Origin of the sequence: Serratia sp. (in: enterobacteria) (assembly GCF_051654945.1) — a bacterium.
In the GTDB taxonomy this organism is placed as follows: domain Bacteria; phylum Pseudomonadota; class Gammaproteobacteria; order Enterobacterales; family Enterobacteriaceae; genus Chania.
This window is the reverse complement of the sequence record NZ_JBOFZA010000043.1, coordinates 44,209-63,578: the sequence shown is the minus strand read 5'-3', so window position 1 is coordinate 63,578 and position 19,370 is coordinate 44,209. Positions and strand designations below refer to the sequence as shown.

General features: G+C 54.3%; 14 protein-coding genes and 4 tRNA genes. 5 read left to right on the top strand and 13 right to left on the bottom strand.

Going from position 1 to position 19,370, the window contains the following annotated elements; genetic code table 11:
* Positions 1-35: 35 nt before the first annotated feature.
* From ACRDCA_RS06320 to nagB, 9 genes are all read right to left on the bottom strand, one after another.
* Positions 36-110: transfer RNA gene (locus ACRDCA_RS06320), tRNA-Gln, on the bottom strand.
* 38 nt (positions 111-148) lie between these two features.
* Positions 149-223, bottom strand: a tRNA-Gln gene (locus ACRDCA_RS06315).
* 29 nt (positions 224-252) lie between these two features.
* Positions 253-337, bottom strand: a tRNA-Leu gene (locus tag ACRDCA_RS06310).
* Positions 338-346: 9 nt separating this feature from the next.
* A tRNA-Met gene (locus ACRDCA_RS06305) sits at positions 347-423 on the bottom strand.
* A gap of 354 nt (positions 424-777) precedes the next feature.
* Positions 778-2,442: an asparagine synthase B gene (gene asnB / locus ACRDCA_RS06300; protein ID WP_438688765.1), complete on the bottom strand. Its 1,665-nt coding sequence runs from the start codon at positions 2,440-2,442 to the stop codon at positions 778-780.
* A 448-nt stretch (positions 2,443-2,890) separates the two neighbouring features.
* Positions 2,891-3,643 (bottom strand): HAD-IIA family hydrolase, encoded by a 753-nt coding sequence (locus ACRDCA_RS06295; protein WP_438688764.1) that lies wholly within the window; start codon positions 3,641-3,643, stop codon positions 2,891-2,893.
* Between the two features lie 66 nt (positions 3,644-3,709).
* On the bottom strand, positions 3,710-4,930 hold the full coding sequence (gene nagC, locus ACRDCA_RS06290) for a DNA-binding transcriptional regulator NagC (protein WP_438688763.1): 1,221 nt from the start codon (positions 4,928-4,930) through the stop codon (positions 3,710-3,712).
* Positions 4,931-4,956: 26 nt separating this feature from the next.
* The gene (gene nagA, locus ACRDCA_RS06285; protein ID WP_438688762.1) at positions 4,957-6,096 is read right to left on the bottom strand and encodes an N-acetylglucosamine-6-phosphate deacetylase; all 1,140 of its coding nucleotides are present in this window, start codon (positions 6,094-6,096) and stop codon (positions 4,957-4,959) included.
* A gap of 19 nt (positions 6,097-6,115) precedes the next feature.
* Positions 6,116-6,916, bottom strand: coding sequence for a glucosamine-6-phosphate deaminase (gene nagB, locus ACRDCA_RS06280; protein ID WP_325981229.1), 801 nt, complete (start codon positions 6,914-6,916; stop codon positions 6,116-6,118).
* A 337-nt stretch (positions 6,917-7,253) separates the two neighbouring features.
* On the opposite strand from nagB, the gene nagE reads away from it, so the two are divergent.
* From nagE to ACRDCA_RS06255, 5 genes are all read left to right on the top strand, one after another.
* Entirely contained in the window at positions 7,254-9,287 is a 2,034-nt protein-coding gene (nagE, locus tag ACRDCA_RS06275) for an N-acetylglucosamine-specific PTS transporter subunit IIBC (RefSeq protein ID WP_438688761.1), read from the top strand.
* Positions 9,288-9,475: 188 nt separating this feature from the next.
* A complete protein-coding gene (gene glnS / locus ACRDCA_RS06270; RefSeq protein ID WP_438688760.1) occupies positions 9,476-11,140 on the top strand; it encodes a glutamine--tRNA ligase in 1,665 nt (554 codons plus the stop codon).
* A gap of 555 nt (positions 11,141-11,695) precedes the next feature.
* Positions 11,696-13,084 carry a chitoporin ChiP gene (gene chiP / locus ACRDCA_RS06265; RefSeq protein ID WP_438688759.1) on the top strand — a complete coding sequence of 463 codons (1,389 nt, stop codon included), beginning with the start codon at positions 11,696-11,698 and terminating at the stop codon, positions 13,082-13,084.
* Positions 13,085-13,135: 51 nt separating this feature from the next.
* Positions 13,136-13,462 (top strand): ChiQ/YbfN family lipoprotein, encoded by a 327-nt coding sequence (gene chiQ, locus ACRDCA_RS06260; RefSeq protein WP_438688758.1) that lies wholly within the window; start codon positions 13,136-13,138, stop codon positions 13,460-13,462.
* A gap of 19 nt (positions 13,463-13,481) precedes the next feature.
* A complete protein-coding gene (locus ACRDCA_RS06255) occupies positions 13,482-16,145 on the top strand; it encodes a beta-N-acetylhexosaminidase (RefSeq protein WP_438688757.1) in 2,664 nt (887 codons plus the stop codon).
* Between the two features lie 366 nt (positions 16,146-16,511).
* Here the strand turns inward: ACRDCA_RS06255 and fur are convergent, their stop codons facing one another.
* From fur to ybfF, 4 genes are all read right to left on the bottom strand, one after another.
* On the bottom strand, positions 16,512-16,958 hold the full coding sequence (fur, locus tag ACRDCA_RS06250) for a ferric iron uptake transcriptional regulator (protein WP_025120278.1): 447 nt from the start codon (positions 16,956-16,958) through the stop codon (positions 16,512-16,514).
* A 342-nt stretch (positions 16,959-17,300) separates the two neighbouring features.
* Positions 17,301-17,840, bottom strand: a complete 540-nt coding sequence (fldA, locus tag ACRDCA_RS06245; protein ID WP_438688756.1) for a flavodoxin FldA — start codon at positions 17,838-17,840, stop codon at positions 17,301-17,303.
* Positions 17,841-18,051: 211 nt separating this feature from the next.
* Entirely contained in the window at positions 18,052-18,339 is a 288-nt protein-coding gene (gene ybfE / locus ACRDCA_RS06240; RefSeq protein ID WP_021805298.1) for a LexA regulated protein, read from the bottom strand.
* Positions 18,340-18,580: 241 nt separating this feature from the next.
* Positions 18,581-19,369, bottom strand: coding sequence for an esterase (ybfF, locus tag ACRDCA_RS06235; RefSeq protein WP_438688755.1), 789 nt, complete (start codon positions 19,367-19,369; stop codon positions 18,581-18,583).
* Between the last annotated feature and the right edge of the window lies 1 nt (position 19,370).

The following is a 19,370-nucleotide window of genomic DNA, read 5'->3' as shown; positions in this document are numbered from 1 at the left end:
ATTAACTTTTTTACAGCGCCCCATCCTGAAAAAGATGGCTGGGGTACCTGGATTCGAACCAGGGAATGCTGGTATCAAAAACCAGTGCCTTACCGCTTGGCGATACCCCAATAGCATATCATCTTGTTACAGCGAACCACCTGAAAGATGGCTGGGGTACCTGGATTCGAACCAGGGAATGCTGGTATCAAAAACCAGTGCCTTACCGCTTGGCGATACCCCACCTGCTGTATGCAGACCGATGAGAGAGAATGGTGCGGGAGGCGAGACTTGAACTCGCACACCTTGCGGCGCTAGAACCTAAATCTAGTGCGTCTACCAATTTCGCCACTCCCGCAAAAAAGATTGGTGGCTACGACGGGATTCGAACCTGTGACCCCATCATTATGAGTGATGTGCTCTAACCAACTGAGCTACGTAGCCATCTTTTTTCGCGCAACCTTCATCGGCGTTGCGGGGCGCATTATGCGTATATGGTCGATTTGCGTCAACTAGTTTTTTCCCGAAAAAGCGACTGCACGCGTTGTTTGACTGGGTTGTGAACAGTATGGTGATAAAAGCGGCAGTTCGGGCGATTAATGGTTGAAAACATCAACAAAAATGCCCCTCACCCCAGCCCTCTCCCAAAGGGCGAGGGAGCTGTCTGGCGTTGTTGATAGGTAATGTGGTATTCCGTAGGGGCGCCGCATGCTGCGCCCGTGCTGAGGTCAGGTTCTGGCGTTAAAATGTAGCACGTACGGTCCCCTCTCCCTGTGGGAGAGGGTTAGGGTGAGAGGGTTACTTATAGGCAGATTGGTGTACGCCTACGGCACGGCCTGAAGGATCGTCCATGCTTTTGAAGGACTCGTCCCATTCGATGGCTTTTGCCGACGAGCAGGCTACGGACGGGCCACCCGGGACACATTCTGCTGCGCTTGGCAGAGGGAATAGTTCTTCGAAGATCTCGCGGTACAGGTAGCCTTCTTTACTGGTTGGCGTGTTGTACGGGAAACGGAAACGTGCGGTTTCCAACTGTTGGTCGCTGATCTGCTTGGCGGCCACTTCTTTCAGCGTATCGATCCAGCTGTAACCCACGCCGTCGGAGAACTGCTCTTTCTGGCGCCAGGCCACGCTGGCCGGCAGGTAAGACTCGAAACACTGGCGGATAATGTGTTTTTCCATCTTGCCGTTGCCGCACATTTTATCCTGCGGGTTGATGCGCATTGCCACGTCGAGGAAGTTTTTATCCAGGAACGGTACGCGGGCTTCCACACCCCAGGCAGACATCGCTTTGTTGGCACGGGCGCAGTCGTACATATGCAGCGCCAGCAGTTTACGTACGGTTTCCTCATGGAATTCTTTGGCGTTTGGCGCTTTATGGAAGTACAGATAGCCGCCGAACACCTCATCCGCCCCTTCGCCAGACAGCACCATCTTGATACCCATCGCCTTGATTTTACGCGACATCAGGTACATCGGCGTAGAAGCACGGATGGTGGTCACATCGTAGGTTTCGATGTGGTAGATCACATCGCGGATAGCGTCCAGACCTTCCTGCACCGTGAAGTGAATTTCATGGTGAACGGTGCCCAGGTGGTTAGCCACTTCTTTGGCAGCACGCAAATCCGGTGAACCTTCCAGCCCGACGGCGAAGGAGTGCAGCTGCGGCCACCAGGCTTCGCTCCGCTCATCATCTTCGACCCGGCGTGCGGCATACTTTTTAGTGATGGCAGAAATCACCGAAGAGTCCAGCCCGCCAGAGAGCAACACGCCGTAAGGCACGTCGGACATCAGATGGCTTTTTACCGACTCTTCCAGCGCGTTGCGCAGGGCGTTGGCATCGGTAACGTTGTCTTTGACGTTGTCATAATCGAACCAGTCACGCTGATAATATTCGCGGATCTCACCCTCTTTGCTCCACAGGTAGCTGCCTGCCGGGAACTCTTTAATGCTGCGGCAAATCGGCACCAGCGCTTTCATTTCAGAAGCAACAAACAGGTTACCGTGCTCATCGTGGCCCATATACAGCGGGATGATGCCGAGATGGTCGCGGCCAATCAGGTAAGCGTCCTGTTCGGTGTCGTACAGGGCGAAGGCAAACATACCTTGCAGATCGTCCAGGAAGTCCGGGCCTTTTTCCTGATACAGCGCCAGGATCACTTCACAGTCGGAGGCGGTCTGGAATTCATAGCGTTCACCCAGTTGCTGGCGCAGGGCCTGGTGGTTATAAATCTCACCGTTAACCGCCAATACGTGGGTGTGCGCAGCGTTATACAGCGGTTGAGCCCCGTTGTTCACATCAACGATCGACAGACGCTCATGAACCAGAATGGCTTTATCGCTGGCGAACACGCCGGACCAGTCCGGGCCGCGATGGCGCATCAGGCGAGACAGTTCCAACGCTCTTTTACGCAATTCAACCGGATCGGACTTCAGATCGAGCACACCGAAAATAGAACACATACAAACTCTCCTAACGACATTTTGTGGCGGTGATGTGATGTTGTACAGCGCGCCTGCATACTCAGTAACGGTGCGGCTCTGCTGCCTTCTGATAATGAAAATGCGTCAAAAGCCGAGGTACATGCAAGCGATTTAACGTTGCGCTGAAAAATAGTCTGGAGGGGAGTGGTTAAAATTAGCGGATATTCATTTTTTAAGGATATAAATTATCGAATCGCTAATTTTTTGCCGAATGGGTAGCGGCAGGGGGAAATTTTCTGGCGTTCATTGTGGATCCGGCGATCGGTGCTTCCCCCTCACCCCAACCCTCTCTCCCAAAGGGCGAGGGAGCCAGTACGGAGTCGTGGTCAGATGTAGGGGATCGTTTTCGTGGGAATGTCAGGTACAGGAGTTAATTCGTGGCACGTTCGGTCCCCTCTCCTTGTGGGAGAGGGCTAGGGTGAGGGGCCTAAAAAATATTGATATCGGCGACAGAAGGGAAGATATAGCTCGGGCGGAACGGCATGTTTTCGACATCGTTCAACGTTGAGACGCCAGACAACACCAGCACGGTTTCCAACCCGGCCTGGAAGCCCGCCAGAATATCGGTGCGCAGGTTGTCCCCGACGATCACCGTCTCTTCCGAATGGCCCTGCATCTTGTTCAGCGCGGCGCGGATAATCCATGGGCTAGGCTTGCCGACGTAAAACGGCTTACGGCCGGTGATCTTCTCGATCGGTGCACAGAGTGCTCCACAGGCCGGAGTGAAACCGTGGCCGTGGGTATCCGGGTTGGTAGCGATAAACCGCGCCCCGTTGTTCACGAAGAAGGCCGCTTTATGCATCATGTCCCAGTTGTAGGAACGGGTTTCGCCCACGATCACGAAATCCGGGTTGATATCGGTGATGGTAAAACCGGCCTTGTAGAGTTCGTGGATCAGCGCACCTTCGCCCACCACATAGGCTTTCTTACCTTCCTGACGGCGCAGGAAATCGGCCGTCGCCATGGCGGAGGTATAAAACGCGCTTTCCGGCACGTCCAGGCCTGCGGCGGCAAAGCGGTTGGCCAGATCCTGCGCAGTTTGTGAAGGGTAGTTGGTTAGCACCACCAGCGGCATTCCCTGTTCCTGAATACGAGCCAGGAACAGATCGGCACCAGGGATTGGGGTATTGTCATGCAGCAGCACGCCGTCGATGTCACAAATCACGTTTTTGATAGTCATTGTTGCTGGTCTCATGATGAACGGCAGGGCAAAAAGCCAGAAATGCCACCCTGCCAAACAGGCAGTTTAACTTTCTAGCAGCCGTTGGAGAAGTACACCGTTGAGCATGGCCCGTTTAGCCAGGGCAAAAGCACCGATCGCTGAACGATGATTGAGTTCGGAAGTGACCACCGGCAGGTTGCTGCGGAACTCCTTCAGCACCTGGGTGTTGATGCAACTTTGGATGGCAGGTAACAACACCTTGTCCGCTTCGGTGATTTCACCGGCTATCACCACTTTTTGTGGGTTGAACAGGTTGATGGCGATGGCGACCGCTTTGCCCAGGTAACGGCCAACGTGTTCGATCACTTCGCTGGCCAGCAAGTCACCCCGATTGGCGGCTTTGCAGATCGCGCCAATGCTACAGTCGTCCAGCGTCATTTTGCTGGGGTAGCCCTGTGTCAGCAGGTGACGTACGCGTTGTTCGATAGCGGCGTTGGCCGCTACGGTTTCCAGGCAACCGAAGTTACCGCAATGGCAGCGCTCGCCGAGTGGATCGATTTGAATATGGCCGATTTCGCCCACGTTGCCGTTATTACCGAGGAAGATGTGGCCGTTGACGATGATCCCGGCGCCGGTGCCCCGGTGCAGGCGCACCAGAATGGAGTCTTCACAATCCCGGGTGGCTCCGAAGTAGTGCTCCGCCAGGGCCAGGCTGCGGATATCGTGGCCAACAAAGCTGGTGACGTTGAAGCGTTGCTGAAGATGATCGACCAGAGCCCAGTTGTTGACGCTGATGTGCGGCATATAGCGCACCACGCCTAAAGCCGGATCGACCAGGCCAGGCAGGATCACGGCAATGGCGATCAGTTCGCGCAGTTTGCGCTGATAGCTGTCGATAAACTGGGCAATGGCGTTGAGCAGTGCGTTTTCCAGTGTCTCCTGGGTGCGTTCCGGCAGCGGGTAATGTTCCTCTCCGAGCGACTTGCCGCCCATATCGTACAGGGTGATGGTGGCATCATGCCGGCCCAGGCGAACGGCAACGGTGTGGAAATTGCGGGTTTCACTGACAATGGAAATGGCACGGCGACCACCGGTGGAGGCTTGCTGATCGACTTCTTTGATCAGCCCGCGCTCCAACAGTTGGCGAGTAATTTTAGTGACGCTGGCGGGGGCAAGCTGGCTGAGTTCGGCGATCTGAATGCGTGAGATCGGGCCTTGCTGGTCGATCAGGCGATAAACTGCCGCGCCGTTAAGTTGCTTAACTAAATCAACATTCCCTATTTGTGCTTGTCCGCCAGTGCTCATCAATAATGTTACTCGCTGTTCATGGATTAAACCTCGTTGCCGTTAACGAGGGTCTTGGTGATCTGATAATCACGGGTAAATGCGGTCAGGTTCGCAACCTTGCCGGCTTCGATGGTGCCTAAGCGCTGGTCGACACCGATGGCGCGTGCCGGATAGAGCGTTGCCATACGCAGTGCTTCGTCCAGTGCGATACCGACGTGCTCTACGCTGTTCTGCACTGCTTCAATCATGGTCAGTGCGGAGCCACTCAGGGTGCCGTTTTCGTCAACGCACAGGCCGTCACGATAATATATGGTTTTACCCGCGAAGATAAACTGGTCGATATCCGCGCCCGCAGGGGCGGTGGCATCGGTAACCAGCACCAATTTATCACCTTTTACCCGTTTGGCGTTACGGATACTCGCCCAGGCCACGTGGTGACCATCGGCAATGACGCCGGTATACACTTCTGGCGTATCGAAGATCGCGCCCATCAGGCCCGGTTCGCGGCCACTGATAGTCGGCATGGCGTTATACAGGTGGGTGGCGAAGGTAATGCCTGCGGCGAAACCAACGCGTGCCTGATCGTAAGTGGCGTTGGAGTGGCCAGCGGAAACCACGATCCCGGCGTCGCTCAACTGCTTGATAAAGTGTGGCTCCACCATTTCTGGTGCCAGGGTCACTTTGGTGATCACGTCGGCATTGGCGCACAGGTAGTCGATCATCTCGCTGGTTGGTTTGCGGATAAACGCCGGGTTGTGGGTGCCTTTCTTCTCCAGGCTCAGGTACGGCCCTTCCAGATGCAGACCAAGCGCCTGATTGGGATGGTTCTTCAGATAAGCGCGCATCACGTTGATGCCGTGCTTCATATAATCGTCGCTGCAGGTGATCAGCGTAGGCAGATAGCTGGTACAGCCGGATTTCTCGTTGGCGCGCTGCATTATTTCCAGCGTGGTTTCCGAGATGGCTTCCAGTGAGTCGTTAAATTGCACGCCGCCGCAGCCGTTAAGCTGCACGTCGATAAAACCGGGGGCTAGGATGGCGCCACCCAGATCGCGCGTTTCGATGCCTGCTGGCAGTTCGGCCAGTGGGCAGACTCGTTCAATCAGGCCATCAGCAATCACTACCGCATGGTCATCAAGCACGTCGTGGCCGGTAAAAATCCGGCATTGGGTTAAAGCGAACATGTAGCCCCCTGCAAATAAATTAAAGACTATTAACGCTTTCCGCTTCTAATTCGCGGAAATACTTAACGGTTTTCACTTTCAGTTCCATGGTGGACGGTTCGTCACAAACGACCACGGCTTTAGCGTGCAGTTGCAGGCAGCTAATGGTCCACAGGTGGTTGATGCAGCCTTCCACGGCGGCTTCCAGTGCTTGCGCCTTGCCACGGCCGGTGACCAGGATCATGACTTCTTCGGCATCCAGCAGGGTACCCACGCCGACGGTCAGGGCATATTTTGGCACCTGGCTGACGTCACCGTCGAAGAAGCGCGAGTTGGCAATGCGGGTTTCTTCGGTCAGCGTTTTGATACGGGTGCGTGAAGCCAGGGAAGAAGCCGGTTCGTTGAACGCAATGTGGCCATCGAAGCCCACGCCGCCCATGAACAGATTCACTTTGCCATAGGACTTCATCTTGGCTTCGTACTGACGGCACTCTTCGTCAACGTCCGGCGCGTTGCCGTTCAGCAGGTTGATGTTCTCGCGTGGAATATCAACGTGGTCGAAGAAGTTGCGGTACATGAAGGTGTGGTAGCTTTCCGGGTGTTCCTGCGGCAGGCCAACATACTCATCCATGTTGAAGGTGACAACGTGCTTGAAGCTGACTTCGCCGGCTTTGTGCATCGCGATCAGATGTTTGTAAGCTTCCAGCGGGGTGCCACCGGTCGGCAGGCCGAGTACGAACGGGCGATCTGCAGTCGGTTTGAAGGCATTGATACGCTGAACGATATGGCGTGCGGCCCATTTGCCGACTTGAGTTGTGTCTTGTAGTGGGATAAGTCTCATCGTACACCTCTAGGTAGAATAAACTGTGTCTATACTGGTACGGGCAACAGCCCTAGCTTAAAGCGTAACTCAGCTTTGTGAAGCTGGTGTCAGTCATTAACGCCCGTTTGATTTTTTGAATGATAAAATAAGTTTTGTGCGATGGCTAGCAATGTGGCAGTTTAACACTACTTTTTGGTGACATTTGTCACAAAAAAGGAGGTTTTAATTTGCGATACGAAATAATTTTTTTACACTCCGCATGAGTGATACGTGCCAAGCGTTATTTCTAAAAAGGTAGTGAGTTATCTCAATAAACTGCCAATAGGGTCCGGCATCGGACGAATAGGGGGAAAAGGTGAACATTCTTAGTTATTTACAAAAGGTGGGTCGGGCCTTGATGGTTCCGGTTGCCACACTGCCAGCCGCGGCCATCCTGATGGGCGTGGGTTACTGGATTGACCCGGTTAGCTGGGGTGGGGACAACGCTCTGGCAGCCTTGTTCATCAAATCCGGTTCGGCCATTATCGATCATATGTCGGTCCTGTTCGCCATTGGTGTGGCTTACGGTATGTCCAAAGACAAAGACGGTGCGGCTGCACTGACCGGTTTTGTCGGTTTCCTGGTGGTGACCACACTGTGTTCACCGGCCGCCGTATCCATGATTCAGAAGATCCCTCTCGATCAGGTTCCTGCTGCCTTTGGCAAGATTGAGAACCAGTTTGTGGGTATTCTGGTCGGTATCATCTCTGCTGAAGTCTACAACCGTTTCAGTGGTGTTGAACTGCCGAAGGCGCTGTCGTTCTTCAGTGGCCGCCGTCTGGTACCTATCCTGATCTCCTTCCTGATGATCCTGGTTGCCTTCATCCTGATGTACATCTGGCCGGTGGTGTTTAACGGCCTGGTCAGCTTCGGTGAGCAGATCCAAAAGCTCGGCTCAGCCGGTGCCGGTATCTACGCCTTCTTCAACCGTCTGTTGATCCCGGTCGGCCTGCACCATGCGCTGAACTCGGTATTCTGGTTTGACGTTGCCGGTATTAACGATATCCCTAACTTCCTGGGTGGTTCACAGTCTATCGAAGCGGGTAAAGCCGTGGTGGGTATCACTGGTCGTTACCAGGCGGGCTTCTTCCCAATCATGATGTTCGGTCTGCCGGGTGCAGCACTGGCCATCTACCACTGCGCACGTCCCGAGAACAAAGCAAAAGTACTGGGTATCATGATGGCGGGGGCGTTCGCTGCCTTCTTCACCGGGATCACCGAGCCGCTGGAATTCTCCTTCATGTTCGTGGCTCCGGTGCTGTATGTGATCCACGCCGTGCTGACCGGTATCTCTGTGTTCATCGCAGCCAGCATGCAGTGGATTGCCGGTTTCGGCTTCAGTGCCGGTCTGGTGGATATGGCGCTGTCATCGCGTAACCCGCTGGCCACACACTGGTACATGCTGATCCCGCAAGGCCTGGTGTTCTTCGCTATCTACTATGTGGTGTTCCGCTTCACCATCAAGAAATTCAACCTGATGACCCCAGGCCGTGAACTGGCCGTGGCCGGTGACGAAACCGACGGTTATGACGTGGATACCGCTGCCGGTACCAACGAAGATGAAACCACTACCCTGGCTCGTCGTTATGTGAGCGCCATTGGCGGTTCCGACAACCTGACCGGGATTGATGCCTGTATCACCCGTTTGCGTCTGAACGTGAAAGATTCTGCCCTGGTGAACGATGCTCTGGCCAAACGCCTGGGTGCCTCTGGCGTGATCCGTCTGAACAAGCAAAGCGTGCAGGTCATTGTCGGTACCCGTGCCGAACTGATTGCCAGTGCCATGACCAAAGTCATCGCAGCAGGCCCGGTAGCGGCAGCCGCTGCTCCAGCCGCCGCAGCCGCCGCGGCAGAAGTTAAACCGCAGGCTGTTCCTAACGTAGCCAAAACCGTGCTGGAAGCGTTAGTCGCTCCGGTAACTGGTGAAGTGGTTGCCCTGGATCAGGTGCCGGACGAAGCCTTCGCCAGCAAAGCGGTCGGTGACGGTGTGGCTATTCGCCCAACCGATAAAACCGTAGTCGCCCCTGCCGATGGTACCGTGGTGAAGATCTTCAACACCAACCACGCTTTCTGCCTGGAAACGGACAAAGGCGCGGAGATCGTCGTGCATATGGGTATCGATACCGTGGCGCTGAACGGTCAGGGCTTCAAACGCCTGGTGGAAGAGGGTGCGCAAGTGAAAGCAGGCCAACCGATCCTGGAAATGGATTTGGACTACCTGAACGCTAATGCACGCTCGATGATCAGCCCGGTAGTGGTCAGCAATGCTGATGACTATGCAGGCCTGACGGCGTTGGCAACCGGCAATGTGGTTGCAGGCCAGACCAAGCTGTTCGAAATCCAGAAATAACGGGGTTTAACCCTGAAGCCGCCCGGGCGTTAAACGAGCGGTGAACAGTCTGAGCGGGAAAAGAGCGATCTTTTCCCGCTTTTTTGTTTTTGTACTAGGGGAACTTGACGAATAACGGTTGTTTCTGGACTCTGCTTATTGGAACATAGGGGGTTATGTGTAGCGCAATGCATTCGAGGAATAGTGACATGAGTGAGGCAGAAGCCCGCCCAACCAATTTTATCCGTCAGATCATTGATGAAGATCTGGCATCAGGGAAGCATACGTCGGTTCATACGCGCTTCCCACCGGAGCCCAATGGCTACCTGCATATCGGCCATGCCAAGTCCATTTGCCTGAACTTTGGTATCGCCAAGGACTATCAGGGCCAATGTAACCTGCGCTTCGATGATACCAACCCGGTTAAAGAAGACATCGAGTTTGTCGACTCCATCAAGCACGATGTGGAGTGGTTAGGCTTTACCTGGAGCGGCGACGTTCGTTATTCCTCGGACTATTTCGATCAACTGCACCAGTATGCGGTTGAGCTGATCAACAAGGGCCTGGCCTATGTTGATGAACTGTCTCCCGAGCAGATCCGTGAATATCGTGGCTCGCTGACGGCACCGGGCAAAGACAGCCCGTACCGTACCCGTACGGTTGAAGAGAACCTGGCGCTGTTCGAGAAGATGCGTAACGGCGAGTTTGCCGAAGGTACCGCTTGCCTGCGCGCCAAGATCGATATGGCTTCGCCATTTATCGTCATGCGCGATCCGGTGATCTACCGTATCAAGTTTGCCGAACACCACCAGACCGGCAACAAATGGTGCATCTACCCGATGTACGATTTCACCCACTGCATTTCCGATGCGCTGGAAGGGATCACCCATTCGCTGTGTACTCTGGAGTTCCAGGATAACCGCCGTCTGTACGACTGGGTGCTGGATAACATCACCATTCCATGCCACCCGCGTCAGTACGAATTCTCACGCCTGAATCTCGAATACGCCATCATGTCCAAGCGCAAGCTGAGCCAACTGGTGACCGAGAAGATTGTCGAGGGCTGGGATGACCCACGTATGCCGACCGTTTCCGGCCTGCGTCGTCGTGGCTACACGGCCGCCTCCATTCGCGAGTTTTGTCTGCGTATCGGCGTCACCAAACAGGAAAATAACGTCGAGATGATGGCGCTGGAGTCCTGTATTCGTGACGATTTGAACGAACACGCACCGCGCGCTATGGCCGTGCTGGATCCGGTGAAGGTGATCATCGAAAACATGTCGCAAGATGTGGAAATGGTGACCATGCCTAACCATCCGAATAAGCCGGAAATGGGCAGCCGTGAAGTGCCATTCAGCCGCGAAGTGTATATCGATCGTGCAGACTTCCGCGAGGAAGCCAACAAGCAGTACAAGCGCCTGGTGCTGGGCAAAGAAGTTCGCCTGCGCAATGCGTATGTGATCAAGGCTGAGCGCGTAGAGAAGGATGCAGAGGGCGAAATCACCACCATTTTCTGCACCTACGACCCAGAGACGCTGAGCAAAGATCCTGCCGATGGCCGCAAGGTAAAAGGCGTGATCCATTGGGTGTCTGCGGCGCACGCCTTACCGGCAGAGATCCGCCTGTACGATCGCCTGTTCAGCGTAGCTAACCCAGGGGCGGCAGAGGACTTCCTCGCCACCATCAATCCGGAATCGCTGGTGATCAAGCAAGGCTTTGTCGAACCAAGCCTGGCGGGTGCCCAGCCGGAGAAAGCCTACCAGTTCGAGCGTGAAGGCTATTTCTGCGCCGACAGCCGTTATTCTACGGCCGAACGCCTGGTGTTTAACCGCACCGTCGGCTTGCGCGATACCTGGGCCAAGATTGGCGCCTAAGCGTTAATTAGCCATCGTTTGATATAGCGCAGCCTCGGCTGCGCTTTTTTTATCTGCAAAACCAATCCCTCGTTTTCCTCCTGTGCATCGCAGGTCAATTACCAAGAATTAACCTGGGTGGGCTGGGAGCCTGACCAAATCATGCTGACCTATATATTCGCGATGCGAATTAATATCATTTAGAGAGCGCTCTCATTTTTGCGTGGCAAAGTTGCTTTATTGTGCTGAAACCTTTCAATTAGCAAGGGATTGGCATTTAAATAATTGTTATCAACTGATTTAATTGTATTTTTTGTCAAAAAAGTGACCTGGATCGGTATTGTAACGAAATATCATCAATGTGTGCACCTTGTCATACTTTGACAAAGTCATCGCATTTTTCATTTGATAATTCGCGTCGCGAAAAATAGTCTAGCTACAGTTCCAAGGCCGCGGAGAATTATCTCCCTCCGGCACAATTTTACCCGATTCGGGTTTTTTATTAGCGACCGTGCAGGGCAGTGGTGAACGCAGGCGGGCGCACTTTAAAGTCAAGTCAAAAAGAGGAATGATCTTATGGGTACGCACGGTGCTCAGCGTAACACGCTGGCGCTCGCTGTCGCGGGTGCAATACTAGGAAGCGGATTTGTCATGGCCCCGGAAGCACAAGCTGAAGGGTTTATCGACGACTCAACCCTGACCGGTGGGGTGTACTACTGGCAACGTCAACGCGATCGCAAAGACGTTGAAACCGGTGAGTTTAAAACCAACCTCTCTCACTCCACCTGGAACGCCAACCTTGATTTCAATTCGGGCTATGCGGCGGATATGTTTGGTATCGACGTGGCGGCGTTCACCGCTATCGAAATGGCCGAATCCAGCGAGAGTGGTCACCCGAACGAAATCGCTTTCTCCAGCAGTAACCGTACCTATGATGAAGATTACTCAGGCGATAAAAGCGGCATCAGCCTGTATAAAGCAGCCGGTAAGTTCAAGTATGGCCCGGTCTGGGCGCGTGCCGGTTATATCCAGCCTAGCGGGCAAACGTTGCTGGCCCCGCACTGGAGCTTTATGCCGGGTACCTATCAGGGGGCTGAAGCCGGTGCCAACTTTGACTATGGCGATTCGGGTGCGCTGAGTTTCTCCTACATGTGGACCAACAAGTACAAAGCGCCTTGGCATATCGAGATGGATGACTTCCGTCAGAACGATCGCAAGACCGACGTTTCCTACCTGCACTCACTGGGTGCCAAATATGATTTCAAAAACAACCTGGTGCTGGAAGCTGCGTTCGGCCAGGCACAAGGCTACGTGAATCAGTATTTCACCAAAGCGTCTTACAAGTTTGATGTTGCTGGCAATCCACTGACCACCAGCTACCAGTTCTACGGTGCCGAAGACCGCATCGGCGACAATAACGATCCAAACAGCATTTACGATGGTCTGGCATGGTTGCAGGCGTTGACCTTCGGCTATACCACCGGTCAATTCAACTGGCGTCTGGAAGGCACCATGGTCAAGGCGGAAGGTAACCAGGGTTTCTTCCTGCAACGTATGACCCCTACCTACGCCTCTTCCAACGGCCGCCTGGATATCTGGTGGGATAACCGCTCCGACTTTAACGCCAACGGCGAGAAAGCGCTGTTCGGTGGCGTGATGTATGACCTGAGCAACTGGAACCTGCCTGGCATGGCCGTCGGTGCTTCCTACGTTTACGCCTGGGATGCCAAGCCAAGCACCAACCCGATTTACGATCAGAGCCAGCGCCTGAAAGAGAGCGCTTACAGCCTGGATGCGATGTACACCATGCAGGAAGGGCGCGCCAAAGGCACCCTGTTCAAACTGCACTTCACGCAGTATGACAACCACTCCGATATCCCAAGCTGGGGCGGCGGTTACGGCAACATCTTCCAGGACGAGAAAGACGTCAAATTCATCGTTATTGCACCGTTCACCATCTTCTAATGCTCTCCCCGGTGGCTCAGGCTGCCGGGGAAACGTCACAGGACTATAACCATGAAGAAACTGATGTTGATTTTGGCCGCCGTTGCCGGGCTTAGCGCCTGCTCGCAATCTGTCGCGCCACCGGAAGATGCCAAGCTGCGCCAGGCCTACACCGCGTGTATCAATACCGCAGAAGGGTCACCAGAAAAATTGCAGGCTTGCCAGGCAGTGTTGAACGTCTTGAAACAAGAGAAGCAGCACCAACAGTTTGCTCAACAGGAAACCGTACGGGTGCTGGATTATCAAAGCTGCATTCAGGCCGCCCACACCGGCAATGGCCAGGCGTATGACGCCAAGTGCGGCAAACTGTGGCAAGAAATTCGCGCTAACAACAACTGAGCAGGCAAAAGGATTGCAGATGAACAAGTTTAAGATGAGTGCTCTCGCCGCCCTGACGGCTACCGTTGGACTATTGGGCAGCGTAGGTTCTGCCATGGCCAATCAGCAGGTGGTTGATCAACTCAGCCAGTTGCAGGTCAATCTGAAGATGCTGGACAACCGCGCAGCCGAGAACGGCGTAGACTGTGCCAAACTGGGTGCCGACTGGGCATCCTGCCACAAGGTGTTAATCACCCTGACCAACGGCAACCAGGAAATCAAAGACAAAGACTGGGCGATCTATTTTCACAGCCCGCGCCAAACGCTGAAGGTCGATAACGACCAGTTCAACATCACCCACCTGACCGGCGATCTGTATAAGCTGGAACCGACGGATAAATTCACCAGCTTCCCGGCCAATCAGGCGGTGGAAATCCCGATTATCGCGGAATACTGGCAGCTGTTCCGCACCGACTTCCTGCCGCGCTGGTATGCCACTTCCGGCGATGCCCAGCCGAAGATCCTGTCGAATACCGATACCGAAGATGTTAACCAGTTTGTGGCTCCGTTCACCGGTGACCAGTGGAAGCGTACCAAGGATGACAACAATATCCTGATGGTGCCAGAAAGCCGCTTCACCAAGAATCAGGAACTGAAAGTGTTGCCAGCGGCGACGCTGCGCGGCCAGATCATCCCAACGCCGATGGAGGTTAAAGTCCATTCGCAGGATGTTGATCTGAGCAAGGGCGTGGCACTGGAACTGAGCGCCTTGACCAAACCTGCGGCGGATGCGGCAGCCGAGCGTTTTGCTCTATTGGGCATTAAGAACCAGGCTGGTGGTTATCCGATCAAGACGGATATCAAGCCTGCCGCATTTAAAGGCGATCTGGCCGTTCCGGGAGCTTATCAGCTGAAGATTGGTGAGAAAGGGGCCGAGATCGTTGGTTTCGATCAGACCGGGGTGTTCTATGGTCTGCAATCTATCCTGTCGCTGATCCCATCGGATGGCAGCATGAAGATCGCCACGCTGGATGCCAAAGATGCACCGCGCTTCCAGTATCGCGGCATTTTCCTGGACGTGGCGCGTAACTTCCATCATAAAGACGCCGTGTTGCGCCTGCTGGATCAGATGGCGGCGTACAAGCTGAACAAATTCCACTTCCACCTGACCGATGACGAAGGCTGGCGCATCGAGATCCCTGGCTTGCCAGAGTTGACCGAAGTGGGGGGCCAGCGCTGCCATGATCTGAGTGAAACCACCTGTCTGATGCCGCAATACGGCTCTGGCCCGGCACCGCACGGCGGCTTCTTCTCCCGTCAGGACTATATTGATATCGTCAAATATGCTCAGGCTCGCCAGATTGAAGTGATCCCTGAGATCGACATGCCAGCGCACGCCCGCGCGGCGATCGTTTCCATGGAAGCACGCTACAAGAAACTGCTTGCCGAAGGGAAAGAGAAAGAGGCTAATCAGTTCCGCCTGGTGGATCCGACCGATACTTCCAACACCACCTCGGTACAGTATTTCAACCGTCAGAGCTACCTGAACCCCTGCCTGGACTCATCCAAGAACTTTGTGGATAAAGTGATTGGCGAAGTGGCTCAGATGCACAAGGAAGCTGGCCAGCCGCTGCAAACCTGGCACTTTGGTGGCGACGAGGCGAAAAACATCCGCCTGGGCGCTGGCTATACCGACGTGAAAAATCCGGAAGCCGGCAAGGGCATCCTCGACCTGAGCAAAGAAGACAAGCCGTGGGCCAAGTCGCAGGTTTGTCAGGCCATCATCAAAGACGGCAAAGTGGCCGATATGGAACACTTGCCAAGCTACTTCGGTCTGGAAGTCAGCCAGTTGGTGAAAGCGCACGGCATTGACAGAATGCAGGCGTGGCAAGATGGCCTGAAAGATGCCAAAGACTCGCAGGCCTTTGCAACCAAGCACGTTGCCGTGAACTTCTGGGACACCCTGTACTGGGGCGGTTTCGACTCTGCTAACGACTGGGCGAACAAAGGCTACGACGTGGTGATCTCCAACCCGGATTACGTCTATATGGACTTCCCTTATGAAGTCAGCCCGGATGAGCACGGTTACTACTGGGGCACCCGCTTCAGCGATGAGCAGAAGATCTTCAGCTTCGCGCCGAACAACCTGCCGCAGAATGCCGAAACCTCGGTGGACCGCGACGGTAACCACTTCACCGCCAAAAGCGACAAACCATGGCCGGGTGCCTATGGTCTTTCCGCCCAACTGTGGAGTGAGGTGGTGCGTACCGATCAGCAGATGGAATACATGATTTATCCACGTGCCGTGTCGGTAGCAGAGCGTGCATGGCACCGCGCGAGCTGGGAGCAGGATTACAAAGCTGGCCGTGAGTACAAAGGTGGCGAAACCCATCAGGTTGATACCAAAACCCTGGATCAGGACTGGCTGCGCTTTGCCAACCTGATTGGGCAACGTGAGTTGGCCAAGATGGATAAAGCGGGCGTGAGTTATCGCTTGCCGGTGCCAGGGGCGCGCATCGTGGCTGGCAAGCTGGAGGCGAATATTTCTCTGCCGGGCCTGGGCATTGAATACTCTACCGACGGTGGCAAACAGTGGCAGCGTTATGACGATAAAGCGCGCCCTGCGGTGGCTGGTGATGTGCAAATCCGTGCGATTAGCCCGGATGGTAAGCGCTTCAGCCGCGCCGAGCCGGTGAAGGCATAAGTAAGATTGGTCCAGCTACGTGTCGGTAGCTGGGCCAAGGTAGTGCGCTGTGAGAGAAAACTGCAATTGTGTTAATTGAGTGGATACTTTTCCCCGGTGCTGTCCGGGGATTTTTTTGTCTGTAGTTTGCTCGTTTCCCCTCACCCCAACCTCCCAAAGGGCGAGGGAGCTGGTTCAGCACCGTCGGCAGGTTATGTGGCACTGCGTAGGGGCGCTGCATGCTGCGCCCGTGTTGAGGCCAGACGCGGGATTCAAATTGTGGCACAATCAGTCCCCTCTCCTTGTGGGAGAGGGTTAGGGTGAGGGCATTTCTCGGCCATAAAAAAACCGCCAGCTAGGCGGTTTTTGCGTTCTGGCGAGCCAGGATCAGTTTTTGTTGTGCAGCGTTTCGTTCTCGCGGCAATCACCGGTTTCACAGTGGCCGTACAGGTACAGGCTGTGGTTGGTGAGCTTGATACCGTGTTGTTTGGCGATATCGCGCTGACGCACTTCGATGGATTCGTCGCTGAACTCGATCACTTTGCCGCAGTCCAGGCAAATCAGGTGATCGTGGTGAAGTTGCTGAGTCAGTTCGAATACCGACTTGCCACCTTCAAAATTGTGGCGGGTCACAATGCCGGCGTCGTCAAACTGGTTCAGCACGCGATACACGGTGGCCAGACCAATTTCTTCGCCCATATCTATCAGTTTCTTGTACAGATCTTCCGCACTGACGTGATGGCATTCCGGATCCTGCAAGACTTCCAGGATTTTGAGTCGCGGAAGAGTGACTTTCAAGCCAGCCTTCTTCAGTGCGGTGTTGTTATCAGTCATGCGGATTCAGTCCTGTTACTATGCTAATCAAGTTGAGGCGTTTTCGCCTATGGCATCGGTCGGCACAAAGAGTTAATTGCGTCTCATTATAGAACCGGTTGCCGTAAATAGAAACTGCCGGTTGTTAACAAAGATATCTTTGCACTATTGCATGAGGCACATGCAACGTCTTGATGGGTGGGATAAACAGATGTCTCAGTTTACCTTGGCGAGGTAGGAAGTTACAAACTTGTAGCTTCTATTGCTCTAATCCGTGAAGCCGATAACAGTCCTGCAGTGATATAGCGTTTAAAACAGGGGGCGCAGTATGCGGCACCCCTGTCATGTCGCCGTAGCAGGGCGTTAGCCGACGATCTCGGCCAGGCTCAGCTCTTCACTGATTTGTTTGACCCAGGCGTCTACACGTTCGTTGGTCAGCTCTGGTTGACGATCTTCGTCAATGGCCAGACCGATAAAGTGATCGTCATCTGCCAGACCTTTGGAGGCTTCAAAATGGTAGCCTTTAGTTGGCCAATGGCCGACGATGGCCGCACCGCGTGGTTCAATGATATCGCGGATGGTGCCCATCGCATCACAGAAATATTCCGCGTAGTCTTCCTGGTCGCCACAGCCGAACAGTGCTACCAGCTTGCCGTTAAAATCGATGTCTTCCAGCGTCGGGAAGAAATCATCCCAGTCACACTGTGCTTCGCCGTAGTACCAGGTCGGGATGCCGAGCAGCAGGATATCAAAGGCTGCCAGATCTTCTTTGCTGCTTTTGGCGATGTCGTGGATTTCTGCCACGTCGTTGCCGAATTTTTGGTTGAGTGCCTTTTGGATCATCTTGGCAATGTTTTCGGTATTGCCAGTGTCGCTGCCAAAGAAAATGCCTACATGAGCCATAGTAAAAATAACCTTTTAATTCAAATGAATGTGTTGCGTAAACGCGGCCTGAGGTGCTGCCAGGGGCAGGTTTGCTCAGCCGTAAATGCATATCATGCCAGAAATTTGCCCTGAGGTTTTATCGCGTTTATGCGATACCTGTGGGGATTGATAAAAGTGGTACCGATCTGGCGTCATCCTTAACGCCGTGCTGCGCGTGCGGCAGCAGAGATCAGTGTTCTGGCTGTTCTTCCGCCAGTTGGGCCAACAGCATTTGTTCGATCAATTCGCTGCGGCTGATATTGCGCTGGTCTGCCAGTTTGTTGAGAGCATCTACCGCGTCTGCGTTGATTTTCAGCTCCACACGCCGTAATCCACGTACTTTGTCCCGTCGTAGCTGATTACGCTTATTGATTCTAAGCTGTTCATCACGGGAAAGCGGGTTGGTTTTCGGGCGCCCTGGACGGCGTTCATCTGCGAACAGATCCAGCGTCGTGCGATCCGTTTGTTCTTTTGCCATTGTTGCGCTACTGCAAGGGAGTTTGCATCAAAAAGCGGTTTACGCTTCCAGACGGTTCGATTTACACAATTCGGGCTAAAAAACCCTAACCCAAATTCACCCCCAGCCAAGCGCAACTTCACACCTGGACAGGGTGGCAAAATTATAGCGCGCCATATTACCCCAGCAGGTGGAGCAACGACAATGCCTAACTTAGCCACAAACGCGCTAAGCCGTTCTCTCTAGCGCGTTTTTTCGCCAGTCAGGCTCCGGGCTGGTCAATAAAGCGGTGAATTGCCCGTAACACGGCGTCCGGTTTCTCCGCATGCACCCAGTGACCAGCGCCGGCAACCACATAGGCGCGAGCCTGCGGGAACTGGCGGGCGATATCATCGCGATAGCTGTCTTGTACGTAAGGCGAGAGGCCTCCGCGGATAAACAGCGTCGGATGTGGCCAAGGTGGAACTTCCTGCCAGCCGATGATATTGGCGTATTGCTCGATCAACACCGGCAGGTTGAAGCGCCAGCTGCCAGCATGAAAAGATTTCAACAGAAACTGGATCACGCCTTCTTCATCCAGCGTTTCCCGCATTAACTGCGCAGCCTGCTGGCGTTGGGTGATACCGGCATCGGTAACGGCTTGCAGGGCGGTGAAGATCTGGTCATGGCGGCGGGTGTCATAATCCACCGGGGCGATATCGATCGCGACCAGCCGCTCAATCCGCTCAGGGGCCAGCGCGGTCAATGCCATCGCCGCCTTGCCGCCCATCGAGTGGCCGATCACGATGGCTTGCTCGATTTGCAGGTCGTCCAACAGCGCCAATAAATCTTGCGCCATCGCCGGGTAGGTCATCTCTGCCGAGCGGGGTGACAGCCCGTGATTACGCAGATCGACCTTGATGACCGTATGCTGCTGGTTGAGGTCGCGGGCCAGTACGCCCAGGTTATCCAGATTGCCGAACAGACCGTGGATCAGCACGATGGGCAAAGTCGTGGGTGTGGCGGCATCGAAGGCCAGTAATTGGTAATGTAATTTCATGGCAAAGTTCAAG